This is a genomic window from secondary endosymbiont of Ctenarytaina eucalypti, assembly GCF_000287335.1.
Lineage (GTDB): Bacteria > Pseudomonadota > Gammaproteobacteria > Enterobacterales > Enterobacteriaceae.
Genome location: NC_018419.1, coordinates 24912 through 41856 on the forward strand (window position 1 = coordinate 24912; position 16945 = coordinate 41856).

5 protein-coding genes and 2 tRNA genes are annotated in these 16945 nt (G+C 41.0%); 2 read left to right on the forward strand and 5 right to left on the reverse strand.

Going from position 1 to position 16945, the window contains the following annotated elements:
- Nucleotides 1–1640: 1640 nt before the first annotated feature.
- Nucleotides 1641–1910 (forward strand): hypothetical protein, encoded by a 270-nt coding sequence (locus tag A359_RS00050; protein WP_014887722.1) that lies wholly within the window; start codon nucleotides 1641–1643, stop codon nucleotides 1908–1910.
- 1002 nt (nucleotides 1911–2912) lie between these two features.
- Here the strand turns inward: A359_RS00050 and mreD are convergent.
- The 5 genes from mreD to A359_RS00075 all read right to left on the reverse strand — a co-directional run bounded on the left by mreD (nucleotide 2913) and on the right by A359_RS00075 (nucleotide 8670).
- The gene (gene mreD, locus A359_RS00055; protein ID WP_014887724.1) at nucleotides 2913–3401 is read right to left on the reverse strand and encodes a rod shape-determining protein MreD; all 489 of its coding nucleotides are present in this window, start codon (nucleotides 3399–3401) and stop codon (nucleotides 2913–2915) included.
- A 72-nt stretch (nucleotides 3402–3473) separates the two neighbouring features.
- Nucleotides 3474–4418 (reverse strand): rod shape-determining protein MreC, encoded by a 945-nt coding sequence (gene mreC / locus A359_RS00060; RefSeq protein ID WP_014887725.1) that lies wholly within the window; start codon nucleotides 4416–4418, stop codon nucleotides 3474–3476.
- 95 nt (nucleotides 4419–4513) lie between these two features.
- Nucleotides 4514–5557: a rod shape-determining protein MreB gene (gene mreB / locus A359_RS00065; protein ID WP_014887726.1), complete on the reverse strand. Its 1044-nt coding sequence runs from the start codon at nucleotides 5555–5557 to the stop codon at nucleotides 4514–4516.
- 2940 nt (nucleotides 5558–8497) lie between these two features.
- Nucleotides 8498–8580, reverse strand: a tRNA-Leu gene (locus A359_RS00070).
- A 16-nt stretch (nucleotides 8581–8596) separates the two neighbouring features.
- A tRNA-Cys gene (locus A359_RS00075) sits at nucleotides 8597–8670 on the reverse strand.
- Between the two features lie 5048 nt (nucleotides 8671–13718).
- On the opposite strand from A359_RS00075, the gene A359_RS00085 reads away from it, so the two are divergent.
- Nucleotides 13719–14321, forward strand: coding sequence for a peroxiredoxin C (locus A359_RS00085; RefSeq protein ID WP_014887728.1), 603 nt, complete (start codon nucleotides 13719–13721; stop codon nucleotides 14319–14321).
- The last annotated feature ends 2624 nt before the right edge of the window (nucleotides 14322–16945 follow it).

The window sequence follows — 16945 nt, forward strand, 5'->3', positions numbered from 1 at the left end:
TAGGCACGATGTTTATAACTAACCCATCTCATCACGATAGTACGAAGGAGATTGTTAATATTATTTATGATGTAATAGCCTTGAGTGCTGGAGTCACTGACCTGTTTCTGACTAAGAATGTTCATGCCTGTGATGTGAATATCCGAAATCATTGATCTGATCGGTATTATATGGACGGAATACTCTGTTGCCTGAGAGCCCTATCTTGGATCATAATTAGCAGTCATGATCAAAGATGAGGTTCTTAAAAGTTCTTGTGCTACTTTATTCAACACAGTGGAGCTATGTTGCGCTCTGATGCAGTTTTAGTAGAAGATGCTTATCATCTTGGCAGTGCTGTTTTCTTGCTGAGGTTTAATTTTATAATTTACCCTAGTGGTTGCATATTTCAGAATTGTCAGTGAAAAAAGGATTAGCCGTAAGCTGTATTGCAACACACGATCTCTATGAAAAACGAAAGTTTTAACATGACTAATCACAGCTTACTCACAAAAAATTAATCAGCTAGCTGCTCTGGCAATTAGAGGGGGCGAGTTAGCTATGCGCTGCATAGCCAGAGAAAATTTCTTTTGTATAATAGTGCCCGGCTACTTGACTACGTAGAGAAAATTATTGCTAAAGTTCTGATAATGAGGTGGGTATTTGCATTCTACAGCAAAATGGTTAGGTATGATTAGTCTCAATTTTTAAAAAGATGACGCTCTTGCTATAACAGATAGACTCTTCTTTTCAACAAGTACCCGAGGAGGATGCAGGCTCGCATAAAAAACAACAGTCAATAACATTATCGATTTATTAATTTGTACTCAAGAGATTGAATTTATCGGTTTAGGAGAATTGAAATCTCTCCCGTTAGGAGGACGAAAAGTTTCGAGTATCGTTTTTCTTATAATTTAGCAGTAGAAAGCGCGAAAGATGAAATTATCGATGCTGATCGATCGCATAAAATCATCCTTCATGAAGAGGTTTAATGGATGTGAAAATTCATCTATAATGAAATTTATTCATCGTCAGATAACGCTACTGATGAGACAGGTTACTGCCCTGATTCTTTTTTTAGGACAACAGTCCAGCTGCCATTTTTCCGCACTAGGGGCTCGTAACATTGACCCAATGCATGATGTTAGCAATACTATCCTGTTGAAAATCATTTTCTGAATAGAAGAAAAACAACTAAGACATAAGCATGAGTGCATCCATGGATGCGCTTGGACTGATCATATGGTATGTAGTGGTTCAAAACACCTCTAATGTTGATTAAACGCTGAGTGACTATGATGCAAAGACCTAGGTAAGGCGAGGTTAATGAGCGTACTTCTTAACCTAAATCACCCCCATTAAGACTGTTGAACAGAAACTCAATTATGTTGAAATATTCTTGATAGAAGCTAACTGGTCATACTATTCAGTATCTTACATACGCTGATGCTGGGTGAGGATCAATAGTGTCATTGAGCGGGGAGCATGAAAATTTTATTCAACGAGATTACTGGCTTAACCCGATAAAGAATGCAGTAACTAAAGAGCGACTCAAGCGTTTACTAAAAAACGGGAAAGCGGCAAAAAACTGATCTACACCTTACTCTGAACGATTAATAGTTAACTTATTTATTAGATCATGCACTTATTAGGATATGTAAATGGTTGAACATAAAAAAGACATCATGTTAATGAACATTCAAAAGAATACTGAAGCAATACAAGACGAGCAAAAAGAAATAAAATGCGCCATAAAACGTGTAAATTTTTTTTTGTTGACACTAGCATTGTTGGCGTTAATAGTAAGTATGTTAGTCTTTGGTGTATGTATGTCTTGCAAATACAAGATTGACAATAATCTTAAAATGATTACCACAGAGTATGATAAGTTAAAGTCATTAGAAAAGAGATTTAAGAAATTTATGCCTTAAGATTATGTTTTTCATTATAGAGCAACAATGCTTCTTCTAGAGAAGCATCTAGAGAATCCTTTTTATTTCCCGCCTGCTACTCTCGAAAGAAATTTCACTTTATTATTTCACGCTGTGGAGCAAGTGGGCGAACTTTAGGGATAGGCATAAATCTATTCATTCAAAAATTCCAAGATGGCTTCTATAATAAAAAATACCGTTATTAACGAGAATCTCATTATGATGATGCAATGGCTCTATTTAGGCTTTCCATGGGTCTGCGCGGAATTACGATGACGCGAGCTTTAAACTGATGATGCTATAGCTCATAAGCTCGAGTGAGTATTCTCTTACTTACTCAGAAAAGATAGTAAAAGTAGCATAAAAATAGCAAAACGTGGTAAAGCATTTATTCAATTATTGACGTCATTGGCTTTAACGTGCCTAATGTAGTAGAAGAGACAATCTGGGATTAAGGGATATCGACTAATGTAGGGTATGGCATTGGGACCATATGGCAGTGGGTAGTGAGACAGATACGGTTATCAGCAATATCATGGCTATGATAATAATATGCACGGCAGGATGTAGTTAAAAGCACTTTCTGAGAAGCAGAAATGATACCTAAAAAGATAACAAGCAATCACGAACGGGGCAGGCAATATAAAATAATCTTGTGCCGGTCCTGAATACCTTTGAGTGATCATGTAAATTCGAGTGTCTATGATGTGAAAGAATGTAAGGAGATAAAAAGAGGCTATAAAAGCACGTGATCGTATTACTTGCATGCAGTATGCTGAAGAGCGCTCAAATCGTATAAAATAGTGCTGATAGCGACTACTTTTTGCAACATGCTCATTGAGTCTATAAAGCTAAATGTAGGCTTTAGCGATGACCAAATCGGTTTCATTGACTGATGGCATAACAATTACTTTAGTTAATAAAGCGCCTTTCTAGTCATGTTACTCCTATAGCGTGAGGCCGGAACAACTTATAAATCATATGCATTGCAGTTTGTTCTCGTTACTGAACGTTAAAGCGACGGCGCATTTTCCGCATCATAAGGCACATCCAGGGCCATAATAGGCCATCTACTACGCTGCTCCAGAATATCTTTGGCTGGAATGAAATATTAGTAAAAAAAAACTGCGCCCAGAATACGATTACCTGGTTTGTTAATGATAGCAATATCACAATTAACGCCTGTTGCCAAATCGGCAGGTTACGTAATAACTGAAACCTGAACACCACTAAATAAGTAAGAATACTGAGCGCTAGAGCACGGACCCCGAAGGTTGATCCGAGCATCAGATCCATAATCAACCCTAGAATAAAACTAGTGCCTATATTAACCCGATGCGGCAGCGCCATTGCCCAGTAAATGAGCACTAAATTCAGCCAAGAGGGATGAAAAAGGTGGAGCTGAAAAGGCCAAGGCATGATTTGAAGAACGATCGAGATTAGGAAGGAGAGCCAAATAATCCAGATGCCGTAGCGCTGATGCCGGTTCATTCTCTCCCCCAAGCCACTAAACAAGGAATTGTCTTTTTTTGGTCTTTCCCATGAGCGATCTGACTAGCGCCATCAGCGGTTTCCTGGGTATCGCTGTAAAAAAGATACGCTGGGATTTACGGTATCTTGCTGGCTTTCTGGCGATAAGCCGCTCGTGGTGTACAAGCCAGTAATCTCGTCTCGCCGAAGGGCTGCCTCACCGCCACCCCACAACAAGAGCAAATAGCGCAGACGTTGGAGGCTGGCCGTGGGCCGTGCGCGGATGACGGTATAGGCGCGATGAGTATCGATTGTTACCGATGAGACCACCGCCACCGGATATCCTTCTGGGAAGCGCCCCCCCAGGCCAGAGGTTACCAGCATATCGCCGATGCGGATATCAGTATGACGTGGCAAATGTTCCAGCTGTAAATCCTCGTTGCAGCCATGACCGGCGACGATCACACGTATATCGTTGCGCAGCACTTGTGTCGGCAGAGCGTGAGACGCATCGCATATCAGCATTACCCGGCTCGTGAGCTGACTAGTAGCGATCACTTGACCGACTAGCCCTTTGTCGCTGATAATTGGCTGCCCAACATACACACCATGATTAAGGCCTTTATCGATCACGACTTGATCGCTATAGGGATTGCTGCTAGTAAAGATCACCTGAGTGATCATTTTTTGTTCATCCTGACGCAGGGGTGAACCAAGCAGCTCCCGTAGTCGGGCATTTTCTTCCCTGTACTGGCCTAATAGTTGCTGCTCGCTGTTCTTTAATAGCAACTTCTGGCGCAGCGCTCGGTTTTCGAGTGCTAGCTGGGCTCGGTTTGCCAGTATCTGCGATAGATTATCCAACATTTGGCGCGATCCATTTGCCAGAAAATAGAAAGGACTGACAGCTGTATCCATGTAAGTTCGAATTTTAACAAACCTCTCCAGCCAACTATCAGCCATGATGGCAGCGATAGCAGCCATCATGGCTAGAAAAAGTCGCAGTTGAAGAGAGGGGTCTTTGCTGAATATGGGCTTCATAAACTATTGGATTTCCTCAACAAAAAAGGTGGAAACGTTTTGGAGGGATGATGCCTAGTAGTATTTACCCAGACGGGGCTCTTTTTTGCGATAGGCTATTCCTCGCTAAATAAATCACCTCCGTGCATATCTATCATTTCCAACGCTTTTCCTCCTCCTCGGGCGACGCAGGTTAGCGGATCTTCCGCCGCCACCACGGGAATCCCGGTTTCCTCCATTAGCAGGCGATCGAGATTACGCAATAGCGCACCGCCGCCGGTTAGCACCATGCCACGTTCGGAGATATCCGACGCCAGTTCTGGAGGGCATTGTTCTAGCGCTACCATCACCGCACTGACGATACCAGTTAACGGTTCCTGCAGTGCTTCTAGGATCTCGTTCGAGTTCAGGGTGAAACCCCGGGGAACGCCTTCGGCGAGATTACGGCCGCGTACTTCAATTTCATGCACCTCATCGTCCGGGTAAGCGGAACCGATCCCGTGCTTGATCCGTTCAGCCGTGGCATCGCCAATCAGCGAGCCGTAATTTCGGCGTACATAGTTAATAATCGCTTCATCAAAGCGATCGCCCCCAATGCGCACGGAAGAAGAGTACACAACGCCATTCAGGGAAATCACCGCAACTTCGGTGGTGCCGCCGCCGATATCTACTACCATCGAGCCAGTAGCCTCGGAGACCGGCAAGCCAGCACCGATCGCGGCAGACATTGGTTCTTCGATCAGAAAGACTTCACGTGCGCCAGCGCCTTGCGTGGACTCACGAATTGCTCGGCGCTCGACCTGAGTCGCCCCCACGGGCACGCATACCAGCACGCGTGGGCTAGGGCGCATAAAGCTGTTGCTGTGCACTTGTTTAATGAAGTGCTGCAGCATTTTCTCAGTGATGAAGAAATCAGCGATGACGCCATCTTTCATCGGCCGGATAGCTGCGATATTTCCGGGAGTACGGCCTAGCATCTGTTTTGCTTCATGGCCGACGGCTGCAACGCTTTTCGGCGAACCTGCACGGTCGTGACGAATGGCTACAACGGAAGGTTCGTTCAGGACAATGCCTTGTCCTTTTACATAAATAAGGGTATTCGCGGTACCCAGGTCGATAGATAAGTCATTGGAAAACATCCCGCGAAATTTTTTAAACATAAATGAAGAATCATCCTACAAGTTGGGGGTGAAATGACATTCACCTACTCTATCAACCACGAGTGGTAGCGACAAGGCGTAAAAACGCTTGACTGCCATGAAGAATGCAGTGCTCTTAACATCCTGAGCAATTAAAGAACATTTATCTGTGGATTGTAGTCGGGTTAAATGAAAGATTATTAATATTTCTTGAGGCTTAAGATGACAAACAGCCAGTTGAGTATCTGGTAAAGTAACCCACTCATGTATTTTTAGGGCATACTAAATTTTACGGTTGTTAAGATATATTGTACGTGAATTGCACAGGGACATTTTTACTTTCCTTAAATGAAACCGTGAATATTTTCAGCAGCACCATACCGTACCGTAATGGAAAGCCAACCCCTTTTCGCCGATCGCGAAGACATGATACGAAAAAAATTATTATGTTACTGCCTGCACAAGCCGGGGGTATTGTTGATGAATAAAGACTCATGAGTTGTACTATGAATCTTTAGTAGATGATGGTTATCATTTCGAGCGCGCTATTTTTTATGAGATCTAACTCCATGACCGTACGTCTTCGAGAGATATTGCTGAAAAATATAGAGTCTATGACTACCCAGCCACCACTAGTTCCGTGGTGATATGATACATGTTGTATGAAATGTATCAAAGTGTAAAACAATTCAGATCTTTGATTCTTGAGATCCCTCACCTTGCTTACCAGCACATTATTGCCATATAGACATTAATGGGCATCTAGAAGTGCGTTAACTGACCATAAGCTCTCTTTAGTTAGAGGGGCGCTATAAGAGTTATCATCTGCTTTTCAGGTGTCTTTACGGGCGTTCAGGGGGTCGCGTTTAACCGTGCCTTTACGCGCTTATAGTGGTATATAGGTTAAGGTGCGGGGACTTGGCCAATAACTATGATCCCAATGCTGAGGGATAATGAGAGTGATTTTCTTCCTTAAGAGATTATGATGACAGTGCTGTATTTTTCGGCATCGCCCGATAATGTGTCTCGGTTTCTTCGGTGGTTGTATTTGATGATACTCGTTAAAGCCAGTACACTAGTTATACTTCTGTATAAGAAATCGGTACAGATAAAATTGTACATGCCGCGCTATGCGGCATCTAATGATGGCGGTTTCTGAGCAGAAAAGCGCTCAATTGCACTGAGAAAGCCCTATGTTTTTTTATTTACTAAATATCCAACTCATTTAGTTATTTTTTTAGAGATCTTCGTCAATTGAAGGGCGTGTTGTAGGTAATGTAGTATGCGATTTTAGGCTGTTTCTGTGCCATAGAGGTTCTTTTTAAAATGATTATAGTGAATTTTATCAGTGATGATTCTATATTTCACGTTAGTCAATAAAGCGCTGCAAGATCCTCTCCACTGACTACGCGGATAGTATATAATCTGTTGATATAATAAACTCGCGTCATCCGAATATCAACATTTTGGTACTGAAGCCCACTCAAAGACGGTATGCGGAAAATATAGGCTCATTCTTAACAGCGTGCTCAAACAAGAAGGTCAACAATACTTTTTATGTCAGATTGCTTGACCCCCTTGTACATTGTGGGCATCGCAGGACGAGTAATGAAAATGGTGTAATTAAGAGCAAGCCTATGCTCCCTTATATGAAAAAACTAATAGTTTTTAAGTGGCAAAGAAGAGAGATAAGAAACACTACAGTTTATGTATAGCACTCATAAAGCAGCATTCAACACACGATGACTTCTTACCGGTAAAAATCTGGAAGAGGCTCAAGGTATAAATACCATCCCGCATAATATCAAAAAGAACACAATGCTTGTACGGAATGATAAGGCTTAAAGCTGCTCGCGGTTATCAGATATAGTCTCTTCGAGGGCTGTTATTGTGAAGTGGTCTACACCATGTAGTGTTTTTACACCGCCCGCTAAGAGAAGCGCGTGATTATCTATCGATCATCTTGTTGTTTGCTATCTTTGGCGCCTTTCACCCGACATTCGGGTACGCTAATCCCAATTTATCAATTACGGGGAAGTCTGCTTTTTAAATGTTAACCGGTAGACTGTACTTGCACATAGTGGTTCCTCCAGAGATTGCCATATCTGATATGGAGGCTTGATCCTAATTCCCGCACAGGTGATAGATGTGCTCCCTCCAGAGAACTCAGAGACAACAAATCATCCGACTTCTGTCATCAGGTTGAATATTGGTTAGAAAAATGCTATCAGCGTAACCACGCACGTGAAGAATCAGCCTTGTGAGCGGAAGCTATAATCGCTAGAAAAAATACTAGGGCATCCAGTGGTACTCGCTGGCCGAAACGGCTTTTTTCTATTCAAAAAATTTCTCGGTAGTCATTTTCATCTATATAGCTATAGTGCCTAGGTGATTAAGGGGATGGTAATAGTCAAAGCCCTAAAACCGATCAATCTATTAAGAATAGCTCATAGCGTCTGCATCGTTAATAACTCACAGATTGCTTTATTCTTGAAGAGGAGCGTATTGCTTAAATTTTTTTAAGTGGCCTTCTCTCAGTAGCAGTAAATTCTTTATTTTCCTAGAGCGTCGTTATTAAAATAGCTATAGCCCTTTTAGGGGATGAGTGCAGCTGATATTTATCTAAACATCCCTATTGCTGCAATCCTTATCTCCTGTGTAGGAGGTGAATAGCTCGAAAGTCATTTCTGACAGAGTGAGGGTGATGTATAGAACAAGCATGGAATGCCTAACCCATTCTTTCGCGAGAGCTTGTACTTCCAGTCGGAGAGAATAGTTACATTTGAGAGAAACAAATAACAAGAAGCATACACGAATGCGAAAAATAGTGATTTTGCTATTGCTTACTGATTAGCGGGTTATCGTGATTTTATTGTGAGTGGTCGATTTCAAGGGTAAAACTGTTCTCACGGAGGTTGCTAATATAAAAAATTACATAAATTATATATTAAATCTGGGTAATGCCCGGGACGAGACTTGAACTCGTACGGCCAAGGGCCGAGGGATTTTAAGTCCCTTGTGTCTACCGATTTCACCACCCGGGCGTTGAGAAAGTAAAAATGGAGGCGCGTCCCGGAGTTGAACCGAGGTAGACGGATTTGCAGTCCGCTGCATAACCACTCTGCCAACGCGCCCAGTTTTTTCGATTGCCGCGTATCGCCGTATAGATGAGATATGTCTCGACCATTGACCGCATGCTCGCCATTCAACTAAAGCATTATATAGAAAATTTTCATCACATTTTATAGTAATAATCAATGTCGATTGGCTGAGCAGCGATAACACGCTTTTTACATGACATGTCGTGATTACATCACAGTAAGCCTAGCATGGCAATCATATGCTGTCTTTTCCGTCTCTCAGATAAATATTAGAAAAAAGTTTTATTGAATGCATCATGAGGGTGTGCCGACTTATACGCCACCCAGGGTTATGATTGCGGGATGCAGATGATGTTGTGGCATTTACCTAACAGAGTAATTTTTTAAACGCTTTTGACTCTTTCTATCGTATTACTTACCTGTGTGTCATGTTGATGCAGACCCCTGATAACCAGGCGTAGGTGTCTTAAATCGAAACCAGGCCACATCTTGTTAGTGCGTGTCTAGAAGAGCTCAATTGTTTCCGGGTCTTATTGCTGTCGGAGAGAGATGTTGTTGAACAAAATAAATGCTATACTATTTTTCATGGTTTTCATTTAGACACAAAAGATTCATCATAACGTTAGAACTCATGCGTAAAAACACTGAAGAGCATCAACATGCTTCACTAAATCTAATTGTCATTATAGCACTTTTAGTATTCAAAAAAAACTTTGTTGAGGTTTTGATTTGAAGCTATATGTTTACGCTCATAGTAGGAGCTTCCTAATGTGAGGCATCCGGTCATGACGGGATATAGGCGGTTTGGGCGTCTTCTGCAGTAAGACATATTTAAGAGTCATGCGTGTTGTAAGTATTCTTAAGATGCTACTTGTCTTGTTGCCAGTGCAGCCTCTTTATCAAATACAGTAGCGACTATTTAGCAGACGTACTGCTATTTTATAGATCACATGATCAGGATGGATCTTTTGATGGCTCTTTCCATCTACTACTGTATGGTGATTAAACCCTTTTCTGTCATTTCAGCAACTCATGCCCTAGTGATAACACTTTTATCAAGCTTAACCTTCTTTACCTGTGACTTAATATACGATGTGATAGCAGATGACTGATTTTCTTCGTCCGGGTGCTGAGCACCCTTCCAGCAATTTTCTTACACAGAGGTGAGATGGTATCATGCTACGCACTGAAATATTTCATGCAAATGATTTTTAGATGGGCAAGAACGCTCTAATCGTGATTGCTGTTTTTTAAAACCTCAAATACTTGCTTGATGATGCTGTTTTTACTAAAAAATCGAGGAACTACATGCTATTATAAAGTTTATATGTAAAGATCTTTATGCCATAGAGGGGAACGAAACGTCTACCTGATAACTGATATCTGAGTGTCAGGTGAGAGTCAGTCATTCTTTTTTAATAACGCAGAGCAGCTTCTCAGATGTTTTAGCACTCATGCAGCGCACTTCAATCCCGGGTCTCTGTGAGGTCATTGATATTATCTGAAGATCTTTATGATTTTTTATATATAAGCTCATGATTTCGGTTTGAAATAAAGCACTACTAACACTCTGTCTCTTTAGAAAAAGATAACCAAGATGCATGCGCGGTTTCATTAAGCAGACTAAGTTGCAGTGCTACTACCTCAGTAGTTTGCAGTAACCCGCTTCCATTCTCCGTTTTTTACCTGAGGTTCTATATAATTAAGCATGCCTATTTTGCTCGCTAGCATATGAGGTGAAGTATAGAGTTGTTGCGATTTATAGCGGTGTTGAAATAGTAGAGTTTGTGACATGTTTGCTATTAGTAGAGTTATTATGGCGCTAGTCAACCGGTGTTTGGCATCATGAATAGTCTAATCTTCTGCAGTGCTATGAGCGGGGAAATTTCTCACCTGGATGGGGGGAACATCGTCATACGCCTTCGGATGATTACCCCGAAATTTTTAAATCCCAATACGAAAAGGGTTTAAGTTACTAAGATGCTCATGATACACTAGCTATCCTTAGAGGTATCTTTCACTTCCGATCAGATGCTCATTTAACCACGTAGCTATGCTCATAATATAAGGCTGGAAAATACCACCCTTATTCAGCAATAAGATAAAAGCAGAGCTTGATGGCCTTTCTTAATCAACCATAACGACACTAGGCATATCAAAGTGGCTATCATTCGACCTTTCCATGCTTTTCGGGTGCTATGATTGATAACATGCGTTTGAGTCGATGCATATGTAATACTCTTGTATGGAAAATCGGTAGAGAGTATGTTGTTTATGTAAGGCGCGGGGCTTCTGCTCCCTGCTGGGGGGTGATGCCATACGCTGTATTTTTGGCGCCGTACTGTCGAACGCTCTATTTTATTGACCAAAAACCTAAAGACCGGTTCTATTGCTGGGTTACACACATTATTACATCGGATGTCGATGTTTTGATGCGAAGACTAGGGCCTTTCTTTTTTTGCAAGAAAAGCTTTATTCAGCTCGCTTAGCTTCGGCAGTATTAGTTTAAAAATCGAGTGAATATATTTTGCCGAGGAAAGCTCTTGACAAAAGGTAAAAAGACCCGCCGCATTATGAGCGGCTAGGTGATGTTATTACTGCAGTAGTAAGTAGTAGTCCTCGCATGTTTCTGGATAAGGACTCTCTGTGAATTCAGAAGATATCTGATGCATTTCTTTATGCTTTCAGAGCACTTGCTGTACTATCGGAATTATGTATTAACATGTCAGGAGCGAGCCGCGGCAATGCTGACTAAACTTTTCAATTGGTTTGATAAGTCCGTGACCGATTATACGTTAATACATGAACCTAAAGATCCTCAGAATCACGCGAGGTCTCATGATAACATCAGGGCCCCCGGGGGGGGTAGATGTTGCTGCTTGATGCCTCTAGGTGATGCTAATATACCCCATAATTCAGCGCAAGATCGCATTCTCACGAGAGACCACTGAAGGAGGATGAGCAATATAAAAAGCTTCCTTGCGGTATGCTTTTATACCATCAAGGATTTCATTTCCGCTGAGTCATTTCGCATCGGAACCTCCTATTGAGGAGTAGGCTAACGACAGATCTATAATGCATCTTCTTTGCCGTACTTTGATGCTACTTGATAGCTTGCGTCAGATGTCTGCTGTTTGCTTTAAGGAAAATGCTGCAGCCTAGTATAAGTAGCCTGAGTCAGTACCGACATTTTTTTGGTAGGAGACTGTGTTGCATAATATAGAGCATAAAAATGTTTTCTATTAACTTCAGCATAAAAGATAGATATGTTGAATAAATATAATATTTAAGTAATCATGGGCATAACTCACTGCGTTCTTTTCAATATAGAGTTTTTATGAAACAGTTACAGATTAAAATTACTAATCTTCTTACTTATAAGAAGGTCCTGAAAGGAAAAGTATCTTGAAAGTATAAATGTATAAGTTATCTATTTTTGCATGAAAAGAAACAAGTGGCTTTCAGATAGCGCGATATATGATATTATATATTTAAATTCTCGCATATCAGTATCGCTGATGCCCGGTTCTACAAGATTTTTAACAGAACACCCACCGAAACATCAAAAGGTGCTATCTGATGTTGCTTCGGCGCACGTTACTCGTATGGTACCCTACGAAAAAATCATGGAATAAATAATACCTGAAGCGGAGCTATTTTTCAGACTAAAATAATGCCAGTGTTACATTAAAGAGCTAGACAATCCTCAGAGTTGGATAAAGACTTTTACAGAGACACACACTAGGGCAGAAGATGCGCATATGTTTGCACAGATTTTCAACTATTGTAATCGTTGAGGCGCTACACGCTAGGAACCCATGAATTTGAACAAAACGTGACTTGATTAAATATACCCGAATGTGTGATGTGTTTTTCCCTAGGCATGTTATGCTTCAGTACTAAAGATAATCTTTAGGCATTTTGCATAGCCTCATCGTGTGCGTTCACCGCTTGAATCAGAGAAAGCACCTCATCGCCTATCTGTGGAGTCTCATGAGGTAGACTTAGACGACTATGAAGAGAAGTTTTAACTAGAGAAGACCTGTTTCTGATAGTTAGTGCAGTTGATAATCTTTTCTGTATTTTAGGTGTGATCGCTACCGAAGCGGTGCTAATCAATCGAAGCGTGCTTTCCCTTATTGTATCGCGTTAGCCAATAAAGCGCCTTAAAAGGCGGCGGTACGTCTTTGTATCTGTGCCTCTCTAGCATCTCATTACGATAGTAATCGTGTGATGTATATAGGAAGCGCTCTCATTCGGTGCTAGATTGATTTTTAGTGAAGAGTAATTGATCCGATTTAAAGGCTCATTCATCAGGGGCGTTGTTGCACGCTTTCGTAAATAAAAGGTGTTTTTATGCTATCACCTTTAGTGAGTTGGGGGTGTATTAGTATCTGCGTTTATGCACTAAGAACCAGCTTATGCAGTTATAGCGGTCGGAAAAGATCGGCATTGCGCTACATACTTCCAGGTAGCACTGAAGCCATACTCTGCGTTTTACAGAACGTTTTTCTAGCGCACTGGTATAGTTTATCGAATACCCGCAGGCCTCTTCTATTAATCGTAGCAAGAAATAATTGCACCGGATATAGCAGATCACTGAATTACTCTATTCCGGCTTTCATAGAACTACACTGCCGAATATCTTGCTTCAGACAGTCAGATAGTTAAAGAATCATTTTAAACTTTTGCGTTATTGTCAAGATACTTTTTTAAATCTATTAAAGTCAACATCCTAATGATTATCTTAAGGGTGAATGTTTAATGAAATAATTTTGTGAAACGTCTTGATAACGAAAGTAAAATAAAGGCGTTTTTAGGAACAGGCTACAGATGCAGCACTGAGAGCTGATGTATTGTACAATACTTATATTGACTGCTACCAGCGTTTCTAAAAAGATGCTAGATCAGATCAATATTTTCCATAGTCTTTTTTAGACTTCATAGAGGATAATAAACAATACCTTTTAATCAGGAGAAAGGAAACAAGCGGTCTGTTTGACTTTTTTCCCTCAGGGATGACCTTATACTATATCTGTTCAAATTTTATCAATGTAAATTGCTATACTACAGGAGTAGATATGATTCTTGTCACTCGTCAAGCCCCCGATTTTACTGCCTCAGCGGTGCTCGGTACGGGTAAAATCATTAATAATTTTAATCTTAAATCTCATATCCAGGGTAAAACAGCGGTCATTTTTTTCTGGCCCATGGATTTTACCTTCGTCTGCCCCTCTGAATTAATTGCTTTTGATAAACGCTACGCAGAATTTCAGAAGCGGGGAGTAAAAATTATCGGGGTATCTTGTGACTCCGAGTTTGTACACAACGCCTGGCGGAACATGCCTACTGAAAAAGGTGGTATCGGACCGGTGAAGTATCCGATAGTAGCGGATACTAAACGTGAAATCATGAAAGCTTATGGTATAGAACATCCTGATGTTGGTTTGGCCCTACGCGGTTCCTTTCTGATCGATAAAGATGGGTTTATCCGTCATGAGGTAGTTAATGATCTCATGCTGGGTCGCAATATCGATGAAATGATACGTATGGTCGACGCCCTGCAATTCCATGAAACGCATGGGGAGGTCTGCCCAGCACAGTGGGAAAAGGGGCAGGAAGGCATGCGTGCCTCACCCGAAGGTGTAGCGAAATATCTATCGGAGCATCTAACTAGACTTTAAGAAGCTTGCGCTAAAGTGCGGCACTAGTAAACTTAAGCGCTTATCTTAGCACCGGTAAGCATGCGTGACCGGTGCTTTTTCACCTCTTCGGATGGTCGGGTAACCATCCGAATCAAGCATCTTCTGCTATCACCTACGCCAAGGTTTTTAAATAACCAGCGGTTTTGGGATTAGCTCATTGAGTCGATTAATCGCCCCAATGATTTTATTGATTAAATCAACATTTTTATTAATGATTAGCTCAGCTCGCTACTTTTTTGCGATAATAAGTTCTATAGAAAAGTAAATTTTACAGTGACTATCTCATCTCTTAACGGATAGACCTCAGTACCACAGCACCTTGTAAGTATAACAGATGCGTGAGTAAGCGATGACTTCATGATAGAAAAAATCTTTTTTGCATTGCATGCTCACTACCTACTGATCTGCTTATATCAAACCATGAACCTGGTGCTGATAACGCAAGAGTAGTTCAGTCTCTCGCTGAGAGGAGCGATATAAGGAATACAGGGATGTGATGTGTAATCCTATAGGTCTTCGGATAAGAAGCATGCAGGATGCTTAGTACAGTAAGAAACTAAAGATAGTTTATATAAGTCTCAATACTTCAAACTAGTGCTAATATATGTGTCTGCCATGGTAATATATTTCTGTAAAACGTAAAGTATGCTGCTAGCTCGATCTGGCACTCAATGTGCCGACACAGCGCATTAGGTATATTAATGTACCCAAAAGCAGTACTACTTTTACATAGGCTTTGACGGGTTCCATAAGGTAACTTACTAATATAGACGACTCATGGTGCATGATTATCCTGCCGATAGAGGTGACGTCTATGATTCTGTTATAAAGTAGACAATAAAGCTAACGATCCACGTTCTGCGGGTAAAATATTAATCAAAACATGCTATAAGAGTCATTACGTATTTGCAAACGGTATCTGAGAAACGGTAATAATGCTCGGGAACAGAAAGTGCTTTATGGTTAACCGGTGTTTCCTGGATTCAATGTCTTGTATCCCATTTTCAAATGCTTTTAAAGGCTGATTCTAAGTTGATATAACTATCATATGCAGCTAGGTTATGTGCAAATAGGTGACGGGATAAGCATGCTAAGAGGGATTAATCAATAATGTCATGAAGAATGCAGAAGAAAAGCTTCGACTTTGCACAAGAATAGCTCAACTAGTGCACAAAACATGCATCACACACCCTGATTCGCTCAAGAAACATTGCCCCCGATATTCCTATTCAACCGTACAATTATACTCATCGTATGTTGAGCGCTAGATAATCTTGTATCTGTCTACAGAGGCTTCAGCTGCTTTATTATCTCTATCCTTAAAGAGGGGGGGGAACATAAGAGTCAGCCATATTAAAGCCTCACAAGGCACTACTTTCCTGATTGTGCGGTGCGTTTTTCTCTTATCATATCCGTCAGAGCCTATGCATCAGTGGCGTTGCTCTGTGCCGTAAAGTAGAAAACATAATCTAACTGGTCGCACAATTTAGTGCTAGAAGGAGCCAGTAGCATGTGCTGCATTTTTGATATTTTCTGCCGAGATATTCTATCTTCTTTCACCATAAAAGTTAAAGTTAGCGCTATTGTCAATGACTCCATGAGTGCTTCACTGTCATGTTGACATTTTAAGTTGAAATGCATTATTTCTATCAGTTGCTAAGCGCATTTTAGTGCAGTAACCTTATCTAGCTTTAGGTCATATGCTTATAAAGCGAAACAAGGCATTTTTGTAAAGCTTTCAGTTAATCCCTCAAATCCTCCTCTATTATGAGCGCTGTGGTAATCCCCTTTTCTGACTAGAAAAGGGATAGGCGTTATCTAAGAGTCATATGCTCTGATGATATAGTAATGAGTACATTATTCCTCTATATTGCATAGGAGCATTCTGCTTTAGGATTTTGTTATAGCCAAACCAACTGGTAACCTTCAACGTTGTCTGTTTGATGAAGACTCTTTAATAACATGCATGTAGTAAGCTGAGCTAATAATAACTGAATATAACCATGTTTCAAAAAATTCGTTGTAGAGAGAATTTTGCTTACTGAACCGACTGTAAAATATTCATGTATTCAACAAAACCCTATTCACATTTTGACTGATGACGCTTCATTGAGGTCGAGCTGGCAATCTGAACAGATACAGATTTTCTAGGAAACGCATTACCAAAAGTGAAAGCCATTAGTAAATCTAGTGCTGGGTAGCGACTCAAGAATCTTGGATGCAGAGCCCCAGTAATCCGTAAGATTGCACGGCGAAAGCCTACTAGGTAAAGAAGTGGCTGTATAGCACTGAAAAACTATATAGAGTAGAGATTCCGAAAGCATGCATTACAGTCGAATAATATGCTGTGAAGCGCCTAATGTAATGAATTAACTTGTGGTTGATATCCCCGCGCAGAAAACGTGATGTGATATAGGGGCAGCTACACTAAAGTAATCTAGTGAACCCGCACCAGAGGCTCGTCTCGGATTCGCCCCATAAGGCCTTGGGTGAGGTGGACTGCCCTTAGGTCAGCAGGACGAATGATTGCATTTTTGTTTTTTTATCATCGATCATGTCCATAGTTTAGATCATCATCCGGCGTATTGCAGTTTTCATGGGAA